The sequence below is a fragment of the Aliikangiella coralliicola genome, from assembly GCF_007004725.1.
Classification (GTDB): domain Bacteria; phylum Pseudomonadota; class Gammaproteobacteria; order Enterobacterales; family Kangiellaceae; genus Aliikangiella; species Aliikangiella coralliicola.
The window spans coordinates 223085-243829 of record NZ_ML660167.1; the positions used below are offsets into that span (position 1 = coordinate 223085).

Below are 20745 nucleotides of genomic sequence, written 5' to 3' on the forward strand. Positions count from 1 at the left end.
CAAATAAGCGCGAAAAAATGAATAACTCTACATATTGATGTCGTGATGCTCGCCTGGAAATGTCTAATTTTCTTTCTGGCTTACTGTATTTCTCAATAAACCAACTTTTTCCAGGTCTACTTCAACGACATCGCCGGGCTGAATTGCACCGGTTTTACCGGGGGTGCCGGTAAAAACTAAATCACCCGGCTCTAAGGTGACATACTGACTGATATAACTGACTATCTCGGCAGAACTAAAGATCATATCTTTTGTCCGTTGCGATTGTTTTGTCTTGCCATTGACACGCGTTCGTAACTGCAAGTTATCGTAGTTGACGCCGCTGACCATCACTGGCCCAACCGGACCGAAAGTGTCCGACGCCTTGCCCCTAAACCATTGCACATCGTTATCCTGCCAGTTACGCTCGCTGACATCGTTACCTGGTGTAACTGCAAAAATATAATCAGGTGCTTCATCGACTGACACTTTCGTCGCGGTTTTCCCAATGACCAGGACCATCTCTCCTTCAAAATGAAGATTGCGTGCATCGGCAAAATATTGAATGTGACCACCGTGACCAATCAGAGACGTCGGTAGTTTGGTAAATAAAACGGGTTCTTTAGGCATCGGTAAATCGTCAATGTGGCTTTTGTAATTATATCCGACAGCGATCACTTTTTTAGGATCGGTTGGTGGCAGCACTTCTACCTGTTTTACTAGTACTTTTTTACCTGTTCGGTGTGGAGAGTTAAAAACATTACCCTTTAGTTGGTAAATAGTGTCGCCCTCCAGAATTCCATACGAGATCGTATCGCTATGCTTATAGCGTATATATTTTTTGATCGTATCGGAAAACGCATTTTTACTAATCATTGTTATCAGTATCAAAAACAAAAACGGAATTGTCCGCAACATACTTTCACCTCACTTTTATTTTTCAAATGACGGTGCTAGCATAATGTGACTATCTGCTCAGACGAAAGACAAACCTTGCCAACGGCTCTATAGACCTGCGGACGGCTCTGAGGAATTATAAAAGAGGCAAAACAGGGACTATCAGGGTAGACGGTGCTTGATATACTTATACCGTGTGCGACTCACCGGCAGGGTCTCAGCATTGTGTAATACCAGATCATATTTACTCCCTCCGTGGCTTCTAAAATGGCTGGCATCGCGGAGGTTTACAATAAATGATCGATGTATCCTTATAAAGCTAGCGGGTAAAATACTCTCCAACACATTCAGGGATTTGTCATGCAATTCGGATTCACCTTTTTGTAAGTGAATCTCGGCATATATCCCACTGCCTTGAATATATCGGATGTCTTCAACATCAATTAATGTCAGGCCCTGTGGTTTACGTATAGAGAGGTATTTTGTCGAGCGAGCGGCACCAGTTTCGCTCGAGTGATAACGCTCAAAAGCTGTTTGTAACCGCTTGACGGTTACGGGCTTACTGACAAAATCCAGCACCCCAAATTCAAACGCAGCAACAGCCTTATCGGTGTTCGCCGATATGATCACGGTATGAAAAGCTTGGGCAACCGCCTGTTTTAGCACCTCGAATCCGTCCTTGCCATTTAAGTTGAGATCGAGCAACAGCAAGTCAATGCAGTGTTCCTGTAGGTAGTTAATTGCGCCTTCCAATGTTGACTGAATTGAAATAGATACCAAATCGGACCGCAATATCTGTTTACTAAGGCGAACAATGCGCTGGGCTACGAGAGGTTCGTCTTCGACGACTATAATCCTCATGAAGCTTTTCTCTCACTTACTCGGTTGTCATGGATTTCTATCGTGACAGACCAACCATTGTCTACGGCATGGGATTTCAACGTCCAGGCATCCGGGTAAGATTCCTGCAAACGAGATTCAACATATTTTAGCCCGGTCCCCCTGTCACTCTCGTTCTGAGTTGCGGTGGACACAGAGGTTACAGGCACAGCGATCTCTCCGTCATTAAAAAGCTGATATCTAACGCCAGAATTGGTCGCGGTTTTCGATAACAAGAAACGCCCTTGTTGCTGTTGGCTATAGCCGTGCGTAATTCCATTTTCTATCAGCGTATGAAAAATAGCGGGTGGAATGCGTTCATCACCAACAATACCTTCAGTCTCCAAGGTAAATTTAGTGCGTTTCCGATGGCTCATAATGCTGAGGTGTGCCTCACACAGGGCCAGTTCATCACCGATAGCGATCCGCTTTTCTCCTGCCATTTGAGAAAAACCTCTAAACTCTTCAGCTAACGCCTCAATAAAATCACTCGCTTGTTGTGGGTTATCCTCCAACAGTTCCTGAAGCGACATCAGTGAGTTCATTATAAAATGAGGTTGGATGTGTTTTTTAAGTAATTCGTTTTCTAACCGAGCAGATCGTAAGATTGCTTCCTGGTGTTGGCGGGTTTGCTGAACCATTCGCGACCCCAGGGAAAATGCCATACAAACAACAAAAAAGATTATCCCAACAAAATAACCAAAATTGATTATCTTAAGGTTACCCAATACGGAAAATAGACTATAACCGATCAGTCCGATAATACTCAGTAGTGCACCTTTTCTTTTATGCGTTAGCGCATAAATGGATAAGCCAAATGCCAACGCAATAGATAAGGCAATATGCAGAACTCTTAGCTGTAGTAAGAAAAATACCAGCGTCACCGCCGCACACCCCAATACCCAATATCGGAGATTGGGTATAGCAAAGTTATCCAGTAAAAACGCTACCAGCAATAATCCCCCGAGATAGACAGACAGGTGCATCGCGGCGATAGCCAAATCGTAAACTGGAAAGGTTAACTCACCATAGGAAGTCAAGTATACTAAACTCACTTTGACTGTCTGGACTAGGCAAAATAAACTGAATAATAAATACGCAGGCTTCCGATTGAAGCCCACAAAAAAGAGGCTAATAAACAGCACTGCTGTTAAAAATATACCCACAATAAAACTGGCTGCACTTTTGGCTTGATATCGATGCGTGAGTAAATCGTCGTACAAGCCAATAGCAATAGAAGGGGGATCCTGAGCTGTGACATCATGGTGATTGGACACTCTTATCGCAAGCAGATGTTCACCCGCTCGTGCTAAATGTGTTGGGATATGAACAATACTTCTCACATTGCCAGGCTGTTCTTGTTGTAGAGTGAGACCAATCTTTCCGGAGCGGTACAGTAATTCTCCATCCCAATAGAGTTCGCTGGCACTTCTCAAATTAGTATAATACAAAGCTAACGGAGAATGTTTAGGTGGTGATTCACCAATTGTGATGTATTGGCGTAACCAATAGCCTGTGTGCTGAATCGCATCTACTGCGTTTTTATCTTCAAGGTTAAGAGAGCCCCATTGGGTGTCGTCAACTACTGTCGATGACCAGTTAGGTTGATCGCCTTTGTGATAATGCCAGAGATTTAACCATAAAAAAGGCTTTTCGGCTGTCTGTAATTCATCAACGTCAACTTCTATTTGTTGTGCCGCTATGCCACTTAACGACAACAATAACGTAAGGCATAATACCGATATGACATACTTGATCATGTTAGTTGCCTGACATCCAACGATTCAACATTATAAGCATTATTGCTAAGTCCAGTCTTTCTTTTTTCAAACGATATAGATTGGCTAATAAATTGGCGGGTCACTTACTCCTTATCGATTATTACGTTTAATAAGGCTGTGTGAACTCGTTCTGATAAGCGCCCGGCTTGAAGGTTAATCAATCATCCACTTTCGATGTCGAGTATGAGTGTGGCCTGTCTGATTTCGATGCACCAAATTCTATATTTGGCTTATCACTTAATGTAAAGTCGAGATGAACAGGTTGGTTGATGTAAGAATCATCAATCCAGCTTTTCTTTGTTGGAATCTCGTTGATTGTTAGCGATTTAATATACTTATCTCGTGCTGATGAAGAGTTCGTTGTAATTGTCAGGTTACCAATCTGCGCAGCACTAAACACCGGACTTGATAATACCAGATCGGCTCTGCCAGGATATAACGGATAAATTCCAAGAGAAGAAAACACATACCAGGAAGACATTTGACCTGCATCGTCTTGTCCAGGAATTCCTTTAGGCGAATCATTCCATAATTGTTTTAGGGTTTCTCTAACGGTCAATTGAGTTTTATAAGCATTACCGGTAAACAAATACATCCATGGGGAATTTATTGATGGCTGGTTAGAAACATCGGCGTAATTTCCTGAGTCGCGAAACAAAACCCAGCTTTGATCGGGTTTACGAAACAGACGATCCAGCCTTTCCGTCATTATTTGTTCTCCACCAAGAAGTTCCATCAAACCTGAACCATCGAATGGTATCATCCACAAGTATTGAGTGGGACTACCTTCAACGAATAGTCCCTCGTTGGCAGGATCGAAATCTTTTTTCCAGCTACCATCTTTATTTTTGCCTTGTATAAAACCATGTTCTTTCGTCGCGTCAGGATTAAATATATTTTTCCAGTAACCTGAACGATGAGTAAAGGAGTGGTAGTCTTCATCGTGACCCAGGCGTTTTGCCAACTGACCAAGAGCGAAATCTGCCGAGACCTGTTCTAATGTTTCGGAAGCACCTTCCCATGAATTAGACTGGTCTGAAATATAATTCAGTGACAGCCATTGATCGAGTGATGGCCGTTGACCGCGGCAAAAAACTGGGCAGCCTGTTGAACTTAAATCAAATTCGGTTGGTTCGGTTGCCGCTTTCTTAAGCGAAGCGAAAATGTCATGGTAGTTCACATCTTGTGCGCCAAACGCGGCAAAGTTAGCCATAGCAATGGTGGCCGGATCGCCGTTCATCACACCAGTTGCCCCGGAGTTATGAGTCCAACGATCCCAAATGCCATTATATTGGTTTGCTTGATTAAATAGTGATTGAGCGATGTCACCAGCACGTTTTTGATCGAGTAGTGTGACCAGTTGTAGTTGTGAACGGTAAACATCCCATCCAGAAAAATTAGCATATTGGGCTTGTTGGGGAGATTTCACTCGATGAACTGTTTTATCAAAACCATAGTATTCGCCATTCACGTCACTAAAAATATTAGGATGGAATTGTGAGTGATAAAGTGCAGTGTAAAACGTAGTTAATTTTCGTTTATCGTTTGACTCAACTTTTACTTTTTGCAGGGCATTATTCCAAGCTTTTTGTGCTTTTATTCGGATATCATCGAATGTACTGTTTGCTGCTTGTTCGGCTTTAAGGTTTTCTCGTGCGTTTTTCAAGCTAACATAAGAAATCCCGACGCGCATAGTCACTGTTTTATTTCTTGACAAGTCGAGGTTGACCCACATTCCGGAACCCTTACCTAAATCAGGAACTCCATTTTCCCCATAGCCCATACCACCTGAAACGTTGTTCGCATCTGAGTATACTTGACTATCTTTCCAGGAACCCGAAGAAACAATATCAGCATCTAGTTTGGCAACGAAATGTAGTGTGTAATAGTCCCTTCGGTTATGTTCACCTAAGTAACCACAAAAGTTACCGCTGGTGACATATCCGTGTATTTCATTTTTTTCCTGGTCGACCTGGGTATAAGCGTTACCACTGCCTAACTGTGAATAAGAACTTCTAATTAGTAGCTTCGCTTTTTCCACAGTGGGAAAGTCAAATTCAGCAATTCCTGAGCGTAATGTTGCGCTGAGTTTTACGTTAATCCCATTGCCCATTTTAACTTGATAATATCCCGGCTCGGCGCGTTCGTTTTCGTGAGAAAATGAAGCGCTGTAATAAGCGTCAAGGAAATCGTTGTCGGGGGAATGCTTAATGTCTTTGTTAAATGGCAAAAAAGGGATGTCACCGGAAGCACCTAAGCATCCGGTGCCCGATAAACGAGTCAACGAAAATCCTTTGATTCGACTCGCAGCGTAGTTGTAGCCACCAGCAGACACTGGCATTCGTTTTCTTTCTTCTATTACCCAGCGATGTGATCGTTTATTTTCCGCGAGTAAATCCTCAGTGTAAGCGTGTTCCGGGCCGAAATTAACCATGCCGTATGGTAGTGCTACGCCGGGGCTAACATTAGCAGCCTGGCGATGATCAAATACCCCTTCGGTGCCAATTAAGGGATCAACAAAGTTAACCGGATTTTTCACCCATTGAGGTGACTTTTGCTGATAGATTATCTTTGTCTCAGCAGTATCTTTTCTTTTATCTGATTGAGTCAGTGAGCAACTGCTGGTCATCAAAAGTAAACTGAAACAACTTGCGTAAACTGTATTTTTTTTCATGGATATCATCTCGAAAACTCAATTAGCGAGCTGCATTTTGCGTTGAGCTCAGTGAAGGAGGGCGCTGTTGTATCGGTTGGCCCCATTCTTTATTCGGAGTGGATGACATGTAAAAAGTTAGCTCTCCACCATCGATAATTTCACTATGTTTAATGTACGAGCGTTGTAGTTTCTCTCCGTTTAAAAATACTGATTTGATGTACTTATTTTTTTCTGAAATATTGATGGCGTTGATTGTAAATATTTTATTTTCGGCAAGGTTTAGAGACATTCTATTAACTTGCGGTGCGCCGATGACATAGGTGAGATCACCGGGAGCGACAGGATAGAAGCCCATTGATGAAAACAAATACCAGGCTGACATTTGGCCTACATCGTCATTCCCCGCTAATCCGTCAGGTTTGTCTGACGACAACGTATCCATTATCTGACGAACTCTTTCTTGTGTACGCCAGGGTTGGCCTGCGTAATTGTATAGATAACTAATATGGTGACTAGGCTCGTTGCCGTGTGCGTATTGACCAATTAACCCGGCAATATCTTCATGTTCTTTTATTTTTTCGTGAGATAAATTTTTACTAAACAATGTATCTAGCCGTTCAACAAATTTTGTGTCGCCGCCAATTAATTTAATCAAACCAGCAACATCGTGAGGAACATAAAAAGTATATTGAAAGCTGTTTCCTTCGGTGAATGGCCCCATTAACTTAGCTTCTTCTGGATCAAATTGTTTATCCCAGTTCCCAACACTATCTTTGCCTCGCATAAAGCCCACATCATGGTCAAAAAGGTTGTTGTAGGACATTGCTCTGCTATAAAAGTTTTTGGCTATTTCTTTTTTTCCCATCGCTTGCGCCATTTGGGCAATGCTAAAATCGTCATAAGCGTACTCTAGAGTGATTGAGACAGACTCGCTTAGTTTGTCCATTGGAACATAGCCAAATTTTTTGTACTCTGGGATCGCGTCGTATATCGGACTATTCGCGCTATCAAGCATGGCCTGGAATGCAAGCTCAGCATTAAAGTTTTTAATACCCTTCAGATAAGCGTCGGCAATGACAGAGACAGCGTGATAACCAATCATGGTCCAGGTTTCGTGTCCATGAAAAGACCAAACCGGTAAAATGCCGTCGTAACTTTGTTGATAGTGTGCCAGCATCGAATTGATCATATCTGGTACTCTGTCTGGGGAAGTGATTGTTAACAAAGGGTGTAGCGCCCTGTAGGTATCCCATAGAGAAAATAGTGTGTGATTTTCGAAGTTTTGCGCGTGATGTACTTCACCATCGACACCACGATATTGACCATTCACGTCTTGATAAATTGAAGGCGCTTGTAATGCATGATAAAGCGCAGTGTAAATTTGTCTTTTCTTAGATGGCGTACTGTCGACGTCGAGGACCGCGAGTTGTTTGTCCCATTTGGATTTTGCTTGTTGCCGAGTAAAGTTAAAATCCCAATTTTTAATTTCTTCGTTGAGGTTTTCCAATGCATTTTTTCGACTGACCGCGGAGATGCCTACTTTGACTAATAATGGTTCAGCTGTTGGGTTATTAAAATGTGCCATGACTTTCAGGGCTTTACCTGCCGTGGTTTTTACCGCTGAATTCACGATAGTCGAAGGCTTACTTTTCTTCGTCAAACAACCGTTGCATCGATATCTCTTATTGTCCAAGTTGATTAGTTCTATGTCATCAAATGGTCTTGAAAACTTTATTGCGAAGTACATTTGACGGTGTTTGGCCCAGCCGTTGGTTGACCGATAAGCCAATAGCGTTTGGTTATCAATGACCCGAACATCGCTCCAGATTACTTTGTTTTCAAAATTGTAAATCGCGGAAGTGAGATCCATTATTACGTGCGCCTGTTTCCCTTTATTAAACGTATATCGATGCAATCCTGCACGTTCAGTCGCTGTGAGCTCAACTTGAATATCATAATCGTCGAGATAAACAGAGTAATATCCCGGTTCGGCGGATTCTTTTTGATGTTTAAAGCGCGAGCGATAACCTGTTTCGGGAGCATTGTCAGTTCCTGGGTCGAGCATCGCTTTTCCAACCATAGGCATAATAAGGAGGTCGCCGAGATCGGAATGCCCGGTACCACTAAAGTGGGTATGGGAAAAGCCGACAATGGTTGAGTCGTCATAATGATAGCCAGCGCAATGTTTATAGATTTCCGCTTGAGGGTCAATGCCACGGTTTAAAGCTTGCGTATCAGGGCTTAACTGAACCATGCCAAAGGGAACCACTGCACCCGGGAAAGTGTGACCATCACCGCCGGTGCCTATGAAAGGGTCAACCCATTGACTATTACCTGCTTCTGAACTAACTTGATTGTTAGCGCTAATACAAGCTACAAAGGTTGATAAAATAAGTAATCCTGTAGTGAATGCAGTTTTTAACTGTCTTGTTTGCGACATGCCATTTATCCAGGTAGATTTGAACTGAGTTATTAAATTAATATTTGTTTGGAACGTTCCAATAGCTATCAATATAACTTGTCATTCGTTATGATTCAATCGTTTTAATGGTAATAATCATCCCAATTGTAAAAAAAGGTTTAATCGATGGGTTCTCACTCAAAAAATAAAAATGTTACGGTGTTAGATGTTGCTAAGGTTGCTGGGGTTTCTAAGTCGACGGTATCTTTAGTATTAACGCAAAGTGAAAAAGTCAGTGAGAAAAGTAAGCTGAAAGTTCAAAAAGCCATGGATGAAATTGGTTATGTTTATAATCGAGATGCCGCTTCTCTGCGTAGTCGACGCTCAAACCTGGTTGCGATAGTGATTAACGATTTGACCAATCCGTACGCCGCACAACTTGTGGTAGGGTTGGAAAAACATATCAGCGAAATGGGATTGTTTTCCATGATAGTAAACAGCGGCGAGGATGTAGAACGCCAACAAAGATTAGTCAGGAATTTGAAAGAATATAATGTTGTTGCTTTTATTATTTGTCCTGCGCCGGGAACCACGGCGAAATGGACCAACGATCTGAATAATCAAGGTTTTCCGGTTATTAATATTATGCGTGAAATTAGCGGCAGCAAAGTTCCAACGGTATTGCCTGATAATGTTAACGGCACCTCGCTCGCGACACAGCATTTACTATCAAAAGGTTTTCGACGTATTGCATTCCTTGGCGGAAATGAGGCGATTTCAGATTATCATGAACGTTTGGAAGGATATGTTTCTGCGATGAAAAAAGGAAAAGTTCGAAGCCCCAAAAAATATCAAATTCAGTCGGAAACCAATCGGCATGGTGGGAGACAGGCACTCGAAAAGGCTTTAAAAATAGAGCCGGATCTTGAAGCCATTGTTTGTTTCAGTGATGTGGTTGCCTATGGCGCTATCGAAAAAATGCGCGAACTCGGTAAGAAGCCAGGTAAAGAAATTGCAGTTGTAGGTTTTGACGATTTGAAAGATTCTCGACTAATGTCACCCTCATTGTCGAGCGTTAAAATCGATGCCGACAAAATTGGTGCTGCCACTTGTCAAATTTTGAAAAAAATAAGAGAACAAAAAAAGCCCCGCTCCAAAATTCTAGTTGATATCGAATTGATTGAAAGGGACTCTAGTCAATAGTTTAGCGTAGTTTTAAAGAACGAAACTCATACTGCGTATTAATAAATTTACTCCGCCTTTATCCAGGCCTGCTTGAGCATCGGGAATCTTATCGCGTAGTATAGAATAAACAAGTAACAGGCGGCAGGGATCACAAAACTATATTGAATTTCCCATAAATCAGCCACAACTCCTTGTATGATTGGGATGATTGCACCACCGACTATCGCGAGACAGAGTAGCCCAGAAGCACGGCTGGTTAATTCACCCATCGATTCAATGCCAAGGGTAAAAATAGTCGGAAACATAATGGAATTAAAAAGTCCGATGGCTAAAACTGACCAAATTGCGATGAATCCTGATGTTTGCATGGTAATGATTAATAAAATAATCGTCATCGTGACATTAAATATAATCGCTTTGTGAGGACTAACAATTCGAGTCACGAAAGAACCGATAAACCGACCAACCATAGCACCTCCCCAATAGTAAGTCAGCAGTTCTGCTGCTCTCTTTTCGTCCAGAGAACCGAGCTCTGTTTCACCAAAATAATTGACCAGAAAACTGCCAATGCTTACTTCCGCACCAACATAAAAAAAGATTGCACCAACGCCCCAAGTGAGGTGTTTAGCTCTCCAGATGTTCTTTTTACATTCCCTGGATGTCGTGTCATTCGATGGTGTTAACGTTGGGAGTTTTAGTTGTGAAAAAATAATTGCAATCATAACTAACGTCAACGCCAGCATAAAATAAGCTGACGACACGGAGCTATCTGCCGTTGTTGAATTATCGAGTGTCGACGAAAAAAATAAATAAGCGCCAACCGGTGGAGCCAGAGTTGTGCCAAGAGAATTAAGTCCTTGCGCCAGATTTAAGCGGCTCGATGCATGTTTTTGCGGGCCCAGAGCTGCGACATATGGATTAGCCGATACCTGTAGAATAGTTAATCCACTTGCTAGTACAAATAATGCAAATAGAAATAGCGAATACTGCAAAGCAAGCGCGGCCGGATAAAAAAGGGTACAACCCAGCGCGGCAGTGATAAGACCGGAAATGACCCCCATTTTATAGCCGAATTTTCTCACATAAGCACCGGCAGGTACTGAAATTAAGAAATAGGCACCGAAAAAACAGAACTGAATCAACATGACCTGGGTGTAGTTTAAATCGAAAAGAGACTTCAAATGAGGGATCAGTAAGTCATTGAGTACGGTAATAAAGCCCCAGAGAAAAAACAGAGTCGCCATTGCTGTCATTGGCATCACATAATTGTTATTTTCATTGTTACTTTTATTGAGTTCATTTATCGCATTTGGTGATGCTGAAAACTGGCCCACACCGATTCTCCTGTCGAATTATCATTTTTATTTGGAACGTTCCAAATTTAACGAAACTCATGTATTATGTCAACCTTTGAAGCAATAGTTACCGAATTATTATGACAAAATTACAATCATATAAATCACCCGACTTTTTACTGGAACATATCAAAAAAACGATGAGTTTTTACGATCCTGTCTGTGTAGATCCTGATGGGGGATTCTTTCACCATTTCAGGGACGACGGAAGTATTTATGACAAAAATACTCGGCATCTCGTCTCGAGCGCACGCTTCGTATACAACTATGCGATGGCTGCTATTGAATTTGACTCAAGCTACTATCTCAAACTTGTTGAACATGGTTTGGATTATTTGAATGAAAATCACCGGAATTTGCCGACTGGCGGCTACTTGTGGATTGTCACCGAAGATGATTGTCTAGATGATACCAATCATGCTTATGGATTAGCATTTGTGTTATTGGCCCATGCGGTATCATTAAAAGCTGGAATCTCATCGAGTCGCCAATTTATAGAACAAATATGGGAACATTTGGAGACGTATTTTTGGGAAGAAAATTATGGTTTGTACAAAGATGAACTCAGTATTACGCTAAAACCCATATCGGACTATCGCGGACAAAACAGTAACATGCATTTATGTGAGGCAATGTTAATGTGTTTTGAAGCGACCGGTGAAAATAAGTACTTATTGAGGGCAAATACGTTGGCTGAGAGTATGCTGAGTTTGTCAGAGCAGTCCGGTGGATTTATATGGGAACACTTTAATCAGGATTGGACGATCAATTGGAACTATAATAAAGATAACCCCAAACATTTATTTCGACCTTGGGGATTTCAGCCAGGCCATCAAATAGAATGGGCAAAGTTGTTGCTACAACTTAACCGTTATATTCCTTCGCAAAAAAACATTGATGTCGCCATTTCATTATTTGAGAGAAGTTTGGACATTGCCTGGGATAATGATAACTCGGGTGTTGTCTATGGTTTTTCGCCGCGATTGACTGTTTGCGATTCGGATAAGTATTTTTGGGTTCAAGCCGAAGCAATTGCAACCGCAGCACTGCTTGCAATTGAAACAGGGGAGGAGAAATATTGGGCATGGTATCAAAAAATCTGGGAGTATGTGTGGGAGTATTTCATCGATCATGAGCATGGTGCCTGGTATCGAATATTAGATAAAACGAATAAAAAGTATGATGATTTGAAAAGTCCAGCGGGGAAAACCGATTATCATACTATGGGCGCTTGTTATGAAGTGTTGCGTTTGTTAAGGGCTAAAGAAACGAACCTGCCGATCGCAAACTGTGGAGAAAGGAAATGAGCCTGATTAGTTTTGGGGAGATTTTAATTGATTTTTTGGGTAATGATGAAACACCGCCTTCATTCACTCAATATCCAGGAGGAGCGCCGGCAAATGTCGCGGTTGCTTATGCTACTCTGGGGGGAACTTCTTCTTTTGTAGGTAAACTTAGTCGCGATGATTTTGGTCGTTTTTTAGAAAAGTCGCTCCAGCATTATCGAGTCAATACCGATTTTTGTCGATATTCAGATGATGCTCAAACTGCCTTAGCTTTTGTGTCATTGGATGAAAATAAAGAAAGAAGCTTTAGCTTTTATCGAGATCGAACAGCCGATCTACTTTTTAGAAAAAGTGATTTTTCAAACGCCGCATTTGCCAGTTCTAATATTTTTCATTTTTGTTCCAATACTCTCGTCAATAATTCAATATTTGAATCAACATTACACGGACTTTCACTCGCAGAATCCTCACACTGCATTACCAGTTTTGATCTAAACCTTCGCTTAGCTTTATGGAAAGATGAAGCTCCACTGGTTGAGAGAGTATGGCAGTGTATTCAACATTCTGAAATCGTGAAAATGTCTCGTGAAGAGCTAGACTATATAGCGGTGAAATCTAATATTAACCTTGAAACTGAAAGTGTTATTAGCCGATGTTTTGAGTTAGGCGTGAAATTAATTTTGGTAAGTGACGGTAGTAATACACTTGAATGGATTACCAAAGAATACCGAGGAAAAATTGAGCCACCAACGGTAATGGTCAGAGATACAACAGCGGCGGGGGACGCGTTTGTAGGAGCAACTCTTTACGCCATTAACCAATATGTTGAAGCAACTCATTTAAAAACAAAAACTGAGAGTAATGAACTGGCTAAAGCGCGTTTTCTGAGATTGATACAAGATAGAGATAGTCTCGAAAGAATCATTAATTTTAGCGTCAAGTGTGGAGCGCTTTCGGTTACCAGACTTGGTGCATTTCCATCATTTGCAAAAGAAAACGAAATAGCATTCTGATATTTTACCGTCCTAAGCTTTGCGCTTGAACATTATTATTGAATTCTATGATTAGAACATAAATGTTGTTGACTTTTTAATCATATCGCTAAATACTGATATTGTTGGAACGTTCCAGTTGTATGGACTCGATTCTGTATAGGCTTTATCGCCTATTTTTTTGGATTATGAATTGGAACGTTCCAATTTTGTCTTGGTGAAAATTTGAAAGAATTAAATATAAATAAAATTTTGTTGGAACTTTTACAAAATGCAGGGGGAAAAATGAATACAAAAAGCATTACCCAAAATAAGTATCAACTAACAAAACTCGCTTCGATCATTGGCTTGTTACTATCGACGCAGAGTTTCGCGGCTGAAAATGAAGAAAGGAAAGAAGGAGAGGAAGCGCGGTTAGTTATTACTGGTTCAAAAATTCGTTCTGTCAATTCGCTTGCACCGAGTCCGGTGACTTCTATTAGTGGAGAGACGCTGGCGCTGACAGGTCATGTTAACGTAATGGATGCGTTACTCGATTTGCCTAGTGTTTCTGGCGGGCTAACCAATGAATCTGGACAGTTTAACTACGCTAATACAGGAATGAATACAATTAACTTACGTAATCTTGGTCATGAACGAACCCTGATTCTAGTTAATGGAAGGCGTTTAGTGTCCAGCGACGTCGGCGAATTGCTCTCCGATATGAATTCCATCCCAACTTCTTTAGTAGAAAGGATCGATATCACAACGGGTGGTGGTTCTGCGATATATGGTTCTGGCGCGATTGCCGGTGTTGTTAATTTTATTTTAAAAAGTGACTTTGATGGGTTTGAAGTTGAAGCTCGACGAAATCAATCAGACCATGCTGATAACGTGAGTGATTTGCTTCGCGTTACTTTTGGCGGCAACTTTGCGCGGGATAAAGGCAATGCTGTTTTAAATATTGAAAGTTCGTCATCTGAGGGATTAGCTTCGCGCGAACGGGGCGTAACCGGAGTCAGATTTGATCGCGATTTGAATGTGCTTAATCCACCTGAATTGAGCACCTATGCACCAACCTGGCGGTACGATATCGGTAATGTGCAAACGGGTTGGGAAAATGGTCAGTTAACCGAATGGACATTGGAAGAAGATGGTTATCGACATGCCGATTCCAGAACGTTGTCTATTCCAATCGATCGGCTTATTATCAACGCGACCAGCCATTACTATATTAGGGATAACATCAGAGCGTTTGGTGAGTTTTCCTACGCAAAATCGGAGACCACAAACCCGAGCGACCTTTATTGGATTGGTTCCAGAACGAGCCGAGGTAACCCCATCTCAATTGATAACCCTTTTGTGCCAATCGAATTAAGAAATATTGCACTGGCTAATGCAACCGATGAAATCCATTATCGAGGAAGACTTAATGAATTCGGAACAACAGGATTCGATGCGGAACGAATTGTCACCCGTCTTGTAGTTGGATTTGACGGAACCTTCGCAGAAAATTGGGATTGGGAAATTAGTTTGAATCGTGGTGATGTAACTAACGATCAAATAGGAAAAGATGTTAATGCCTTAGCGTTTAAAAAAGCCACGGATGTTATTCTTGATCCTGATACCGGTGAAGTCCGATGCAGGGACGAAGCATTTGTCGCTATCGGTTGTGTCGCTACCAATGTGTTTGAACCTTTCACAGAAGAACAGATGCGCTTCTGGACTAACAATACGACACTTGATGGAAAGCTAGAACAGGAAGTTGCTGCCGCTTCAATATCAAATAGTAGTTTACTCGAAATGCCCGCCGGATATTTAGCGTTCGCCGCTGGAATCGAACATCGCAGAGAATTTTCAGAAGAGCACCCTGATTCAACAACCGCATCAGGAATGAGCGGCGGCATTCAAATTGATAGTTTAGAAGGGGAGTACGAAGTTGATGAGTATTTTCTGGAACTTGATGTTCCAATTTTATCAGATGTATTTTTGGCCAAATCACTTGGACTTAACATGTCTTATCGCTCATCAGACTATAGTCATACCGGTCGAAATGACAGTTGGCAAGTTGGTACTCGATGGGAAATTAATGATGAGTTAACCGTTCGAACTCAGTATTCAGAAGCGTTCAGAGCGCCGACAATTGCTGATATGTTTAACGGAAATACTCGGGTAGGTCTTAGTCTCGAAAATATTGATCCCTGTCACAATATAACGGCCACAAGTGCTGCCGAAGGGGTTACGCAACAACAAGCCGACGCGTGCCGACTTATTCCCGGAATCGCAGCGGCAATTGAGAACGGTGGTACTTTTAACGGCGAGCCAGAAGATGATATTGAAAGGTGGGCCTATTTCGGGGCTTCGCCTGATCTCGAAGTGGAAACCGCTGAAACAACCACTATCGGTGTGATTTACTCGCCCGATTATTTTGAAAACTTAACGATCGCAATTGATTACTACGATATTGCTATCGATAACATTATCACAGGCGTTGCCAATCGATATAAAAACCAAAGGTGTTTGGAGGGGTTACCTGTCTTTTGTCGAGCGGTTGAGCGTGATCCAACAACCGGTGTGATCCAATCAATGTACAACTACGTCTTTAATTTGGCTGGACGGGAAGTTAGTGGAATTGATGCTGAAGTGAACTACAAATATTCGCTAGAAGAGTTGGGCGATTTGAAATTCAGATTCTTATACAGCTACGTCGATGAGCATCGAACCCAGGATGATCCCCAATCAGGCTGGAGAGATGAACTCGATCAATTACCCTATTTTAAACATAGAGCAAACTTATCGACTACCTACAATTATGAAAACTTTACTGCGAACTGGTCTGTCGTTTACCAAGGATCGATTTATGATGAAAAGGGCAGAAACTATTACAACAATCACGTTGATGCCAATGTTCTGCACAATGCTCAAGTTCGTTACCATTTTGGGGATAAAGATGAGTATCAAATATATCTCGGTCTGGACAACGTTTTTGACCAAGACCCGCCTTTTTTACCTGAGGGATATCTGAATGGTGGTCCGCAATCTGCCACCGCAAGTTCGTACAGTCGTATCGGACGTATGTGGTACTTAGGCACTAAAGCCACATTTTAGATTACGCATTTTTAATCAGAATAAAAATGAATTGCGTAAAAATAAATTAAATAAAAAATTTAAGAGGAGCAAACATGAACAAGATAACTGTGTTTATGGCTGTAACAGCACTTTTAACACTAATGGCTTGCAATGGTTCTGACAAGCCACTGGAGATAACACCGAGAGTCACCGAAGAACCAGTTGCTGAATCGGCGCTACGAAATATGGCCACCGATGTCGGTAATGTGGTGGTTTCTCCGAATGGTGTTAACGTACCGGAAGGGGAGCAAGTCACTAATCTCATTGATGGTGATACGACGAGCAAGTTTTTAAGTTTTTCTACGTCAGTAACGGTTATTATTACTACGTCAAAACCACATGTTTTACAAAGTTATAATATCGTATCAGCGAATGATCAGCCAAAGCGAGATCCAGTTCGTTGGCTTTTAGAAGCTTCAGCGGACGGTGATAATTGGAATGAAATTGATAGACGGGAAGAACAAAGTTTTTCCGCTCGTGGCAAACGTAACCATTATCAACTGACTGCTAATGAAACTGAATATCGTCATTATCGTTTTAATTTTACTCATACTGGAACCGATGACTTTGGAGCCGATATAACTCAACTTGCTGAAATCGAACTGATGGTTGAAGCAGACTTGCCGATAGTTTCTTTTTTCACCGATAAACCAAGAGCAGAAGTTAAGGAGTCTGTTTCATTTATCGACCAGACTTTGGTTAGCCCGACAAGTTGGAATTGGACTTTTCAGGACGGAATACCGGCAACAAGTACCGCCCAACACCCGGTCGTCACTTTTAGTTCGATTGGCCCCAAAAGAGTATCAGTAGAAGTTTCAAATAAAAAAGGTAGCACCACTCTGGAAAAAGAATACGCGATCTGGATTTGGGATCCTGTTAATCCCTGGAACGGTTTTCCTAAGCCTGTCGTGTCATTTGTTAAGTTAGATCCTGAACATCAGGGACAGGCCGATCTTGACAGAGTATTACCCGATTTAGAAAGTCAAATTCATGAAGTTTCTTTAGGTGTTTCCAAAATTCTTTATGAAAATGTTACCGAAATCAGCATTTTCAAAACTGTTACTTTCGAAACCGGTCACTATGACTTTCCGGCAGCGAAAGGGGGCACTGATACCGATATGATTTTGTATATGGATCTGGATCACATTGCTAACACAACAAACAATGGCGGTGATGATGCCTTACGCAAAGAAGTTCTAGGCATGTTGTGGCACGAGTTAACACACGGTTATTCAAATTCGCCGCAAACAGGAGAATATGTGCCTGGTACTGAGTATCACAGTTTCCTGGAAGGTATCGCAGATTTTGTCAGAATTAAGGCAGGTTACAACGAGCACAAGAGAGGAGGGATAGCCTGGGCGGAAGATTGGAACGCAGATGCGTATAATCAAACTTCATTTTTCCTGGAATGGGTACATAACAGTCACCAGAGCATCAATTTCATTTATTTATTTAATCAGGCTGCGGGAGAGTTGAATGAATGGAGTTTTGAAAATGCGTTTCAGAAAATTTTAGGGCGAGGCATACAAGAAGTTTGGGAGCAGTATCAAACCGAATATGTACAAAGAATTCTTGGCCAGTATCCACCTTTCCCAACTCCAGTTGAGGGCTACGTCAACTTTGCGATTGATGAAGGAACTTTAGTTTCCACCAACGCGACTGACTTAGCGTTATTTGGTGAAGGAATTAGCAATGTAAATGACAACAATGTGATTAATCCATTTAATGCCGTAATAGAAGAAACTTGGTGGATGAGAGATTACTATCCTCAGTTATTACCAATTAACGAAGTCACTAATGTTGTTGTCAATATTCAAGTACCGGAAGCTAAGGTTTTGGAAAAATATAGCATTAGCTCAGCCAAAGAAACTCATGAGTGGCGAGACCCAACAGCCTGGACAGTCGAAGCTTCTGAAGATGGAGAGACATGGCTAGAACTGGACACGGCTCAGTACCCACAGTCACCACCAGCACGACTGGAGACATTTCATTATGATGTTGAAGGCAATGAGACCGCGTATCAATTTTATCGTTTTACTTTCGAAAACAGCCAGGAAGGTGAAGGCGTAGGCGGTGATAATGGTCGTCTTATTGCTATCGGGGAGATTGCGTTGTTGACATCAATGTAGGTGATTTTGCGAGAAACCAAAAGATTATCTTCGAAATCACCGTATCCGTAAAGCAACAAATCATAATTTGTCAACGGCGCAAGCCGTTGGCATTTCAGACGCCTTTCCACCTTTTTCTCGCCTACTAGAATTGATGGTTCACTTCTAGTTTCTAACCGTGATAGTCACTCGGTAAGTATCATCGCGTTTTTCGGTTTCTATATCCCAGGACATTTCTTCAACAATGCGCTTTACCAAATAGTGTCCATGTCCTAGCCCCTGATAAAAAGGTTTAGGTTGCTGGCCGTCGAGTGCGTTTTCAAAAGATATAAGATTTCCTTCTGCTTTAATAACCATGGTTGAACTGTTGCTATGATAGAACGCGTTATTGATAAGGTTTTGACATAATAGATTAACCAAATGCTGGTTTCCCATTACGCAGAAATGGTCATCAACAAAGATATCCACTTCAAACGCCACATCAGGATGAACGCTATAAATTTTTAGCACACATTTTTCTAAGATTGGCGTTAGTTTGATCTTGCTAAAGTTAAGGTTTTCCTGTCGAGCCAGCGCTAACAAGACATCAACGGTTTGTTCCAGTTCATTAGATGCATGTTCAATGAGTTCTATTTCTTCGGTTTTCAGCGGTTGTTGACGACTCAGTTGGATGGTATTTTTTATCAGAGTCATGGGTGTTCTCAGTTCATGACTGACGTCACGGGTGAACTCCCGCTCTCGCTCAAGTAGCAAAGAGATTTTTTGCAAAGCGGACTCAAAGGAACGGCTGAGTATGCCAATTTCATCGCGGCGCTCTGTGGGCAGAGAGGGCAAGGCTTCACTGAATTTATGCTGTTCAATTTGGTGGCTCAATTGTTGTAATGGTTTGGCACTGCGATTAGATAAAAACCAGGCTAAGAACAGCGACAAAATGAGCACAACACCAGATACAACAAATAAAAAACTCCAAATCATATTGTCTAGCGTTGAAAGACCTTCTAGCTTAGATGCGTTTAAGGTGATATAAAATTGCTGGCCTTCAGGCGTAGCAAATTCTTCAATATGATAATTATCACCATGAAGGTAAAACTCTTTTTCGTACGGGTTGTCCAGGTAGCCTTGCAACACTTCGGCAGGTAACGCAGATTTAGATAAATAAACCTGCATATAATCTGGTCGGGCTTGTTTTAATTCATTGCTTTTTTCATATTCTCGTAAAACATAGTCAGCTTCGGTTGTGAGTAAATGTCTGAGGACTTCATCTTCGGTCACCGCTGCAAAAAGCCAGGTCACGCCGGTAAATAAAAGGCATATCAATGCAGCTAGGCTGCCAAAAGTGATAAATAATCGGTGTTTGATTGTATTAATCATCTAGCTCAACTAATTTATAGCCAATGTTGCTAATCGTTAGCACCAGTGATTGTTCTGCAACTTGCTGCGTGGCTTTACGTAATTCATACATGTGTGTTTTCAGGGAATTACTTTCCGGAGGTTCATCTCCCCACAAAAGCTGTAACAGCTCAGAACGACTGACCGGATAAGGATATTCATCAAGCAGTTTTGACAAAATGACAAAGCCTGTTTTCGTGGCTTTTATTGGTCGCCCATCCCACTCTGCCTTAAACGCTTTTTTATCTAGTCGCAGTTTTCCACGTTGTACCACGGAGTCTTTATGCAGCATAGGGCGTCTTTTCATCGCCTGGCACCTGAGTACCAGCTCGCGTAAATCAAACGGCTTAGTTAAATAGTCGTCAGCGCCTTTGCCAAACCCTTGTGCCTTATCCTCAAAGGCATCCCGCGCAGTTAACATCAGTATTGGGGTATTGGAAGTATCTTGCCGTTTGATTTGTTCACACACTTCCAATCCGTCAATGTCAGGCAAGTTTAGATCTAAAATTATGACGTCAAAATTGTTCGTCAAAGCTAAATTTACACCAAGTTTTCCAGTTGCTGCAAAATCCAATCGCCATCCCTGAGCTTCAAGGAAAGTGCTTATTTGCGAGGCAATGGCGTGGTTATCTTCAACTAGCAAAATGTTCATAGATCCTCTAGCCAGATTAAATAAATAAGGAGCCTTGAGATTATCAAACGAAGGGTCATTTTAGGGTAAACCGCTTT

Annotated in this window: 13 protein-coding genes; 5 read left to right on the top strand and 8 right to left on the bottom strand. The window is 41.7% G+C overall.

Annotated features, from left to right (window positions below; all coding sequences use genetic code 11):
• Positions 1-63 precede the first annotated feature (63 nt).
• The 5 genes from FLL46_RS18540 to FLL46_RS18560 all read right to left on the bottom strand — a co-directional run bounded on the left by FLL46_RS18540 (position 64) and on the right by FLL46_RS18560 (position 8632).
• Positions 64-897, bottom strand: a complete 834-nt coding sequence (locus FLL46_RS18540; protein ID WP_210418752.1) for a fumarylacetoacetate hydrolase family protein — start codon at positions 895-897, stop codon at positions 64-66.
• A 141-nt stretch (positions 898-1038) separates the two neighbouring features.
• Complete coding sequence (locus FLL46_RS18545) at positions 1039-1737, bottom strand: LytR/AlgR family response regulator transcription factor (RefSeq protein ID WP_142932839.1); 699 nt, start codon at positions 1735-1737, stop codon at positions 1039-1041.
• A complete protein-coding gene (locus FLL46_RS18550) occupies positions 1734-3515 on the bottom strand; it encodes a sensor histidine kinase (RefSeq protein ID WP_142932840.1) in 1782 nt (593 codons plus the stop codon). Before FLL46_RS18550 ends, FLL46_RS18545 begins: the two co-directional genes overlap by 4 nt.
• A 178-nt stretch (positions 3516-3693) precedes the next feature.
• Positions 3694-6210 carry a GH92 family glycosyl hydrolase gene (locus FLL46_RS18555; protein WP_210418753.1) on the bottom strand — a complete coding sequence of 839 codons (2517 nt, stop codon included), beginning with the start codon at positions 6208-6210 and terminating at the stop codon, positions 3694-3696.
• Between the two features lie 22 nt (positions 6211-6232).
• Positions 6233-8632 carry a GH92 family glycosyl hydrolase gene (locus FLL46_RS18560; protein ID WP_142932841.1) on the bottom strand — a complete coding sequence of 800 codons (2400 nt, stop codon included), beginning with the start codon at positions 8630-8632 and terminating at the stop codon, positions 6233-6235.
• A gap of 147 nt (positions 8633-8779) precedes the next feature.
• Between FLL46_RS18560 and FLL46_RS18565 the strand changes: the two genes are divergently transcribed.
• Positions 8780-9796, top strand: coding sequence for a LacI family DNA-binding transcriptional regulator (locus FLL46_RS18565; RefSeq protein ID WP_142932842.1), 1017 nt, complete (start codon positions 8780-8782; stop codon positions 9794-9796).
• 47 nt (positions 9797-9843) lie between these two features.
• Here FLL46_RS18565 and FLL46_RS18570 read toward each other — a convergent pair whose 3' ends face one another.
• On the bottom strand, positions 9844-11112 hold the full coding sequence (locus FLL46_RS18570) for a sugar MFS transporter (protein ID WP_246119351.1): 1269 nt from the start codon (positions 11110-11112) through the stop codon (positions 9844-9846).
• A gap of 101 nt (positions 11113-11213) precedes the next feature.
• On the opposite strand from FLL46_RS18570, the gene FLL46_RS18575 reads away from it, so the two are divergent.
• The 4 genes from FLL46_RS18575 to FLL46_RS18590 all read left to right on the top strand — a co-directional run bounded on the left by FLL46_RS18575 (position 11214) and on the right by FLL46_RS18590 (position 18648).
• The gene (locus tag FLL46_RS18575) at positions 11214-12440 is read left to right on the top strand and encodes an AGE family epimerase/isomerase (protein ID WP_142932843.1); all 1227 of its coding nucleotides are present in this window, start codon (positions 11214-11216) and stop codon (positions 12438-12440) included.
• On the top strand, positions 12437-13432 hold the full coding sequence (locus FLL46_RS18580) for a carbohydrate kinase family protein (RefSeq protein WP_142932844.1): 996 nt from the start codon (positions 12437-12439) through the stop codon (positions 13430-13432). Before FLL46_RS18575 ends, FLL46_RS18580 begins: the two co-directional genes overlap by 4 nt.
• A gap of 264 nt (positions 13433-13696) precedes the next feature.
• A complete protein-coding gene (locus tag FLL46_RS18585; protein ID WP_142932845.1) occupies positions 13697-16498 on the top strand; it encodes a TonB-dependent receptor domain-containing protein in 2802 nt (933 codons plus the stop codon).
• 74 nt (positions 16499-16572) lie between these two features.
• Positions 16573-18648 carry a basic secretory protein-like protein gene (locus FLL46_RS18590; RefSeq protein ID WP_142932846.1) on the top strand — a complete coding sequence of 692 codons (2076 nt, stop codon included), beginning with the start codon at positions 16573-16575 and terminating at the stop codon, positions 18646-18648.
• A gap of 144 nt (positions 18649-18792) precedes the next feature.
• On the opposite strand, the gene FLL46_RS18595 is transcribed toward FLL46_RS18590, so the two are convergent.
• Both FLL46_RS18595 and FLL46_RS18600 read right to left on the bottom strand, forming a co-directional pair.
• Positions 18793-19998, bottom strand: a complete 1206-nt coding sequence (locus FLL46_RS18595) for a sensor histidine kinase (RefSeq protein WP_142932847.1) — start codon at positions 19996-19998, stop codon at positions 18793-18795.
• On the bottom strand, positions 19991-20668 hold the full coding sequence (locus tag FLL46_RS18600) for a response regulator transcription factor (protein WP_142932848.1): 678 nt from the start codon (positions 20666-20668) through the stop codon (positions 19991-19993). The genes FLL46_RS18595 and FLL46_RS18600 overlap by 8 nt, the downstream gene beginning before the upstream one ends.
• Positions 20669-20745: the final 77 nt, after the last annotated feature.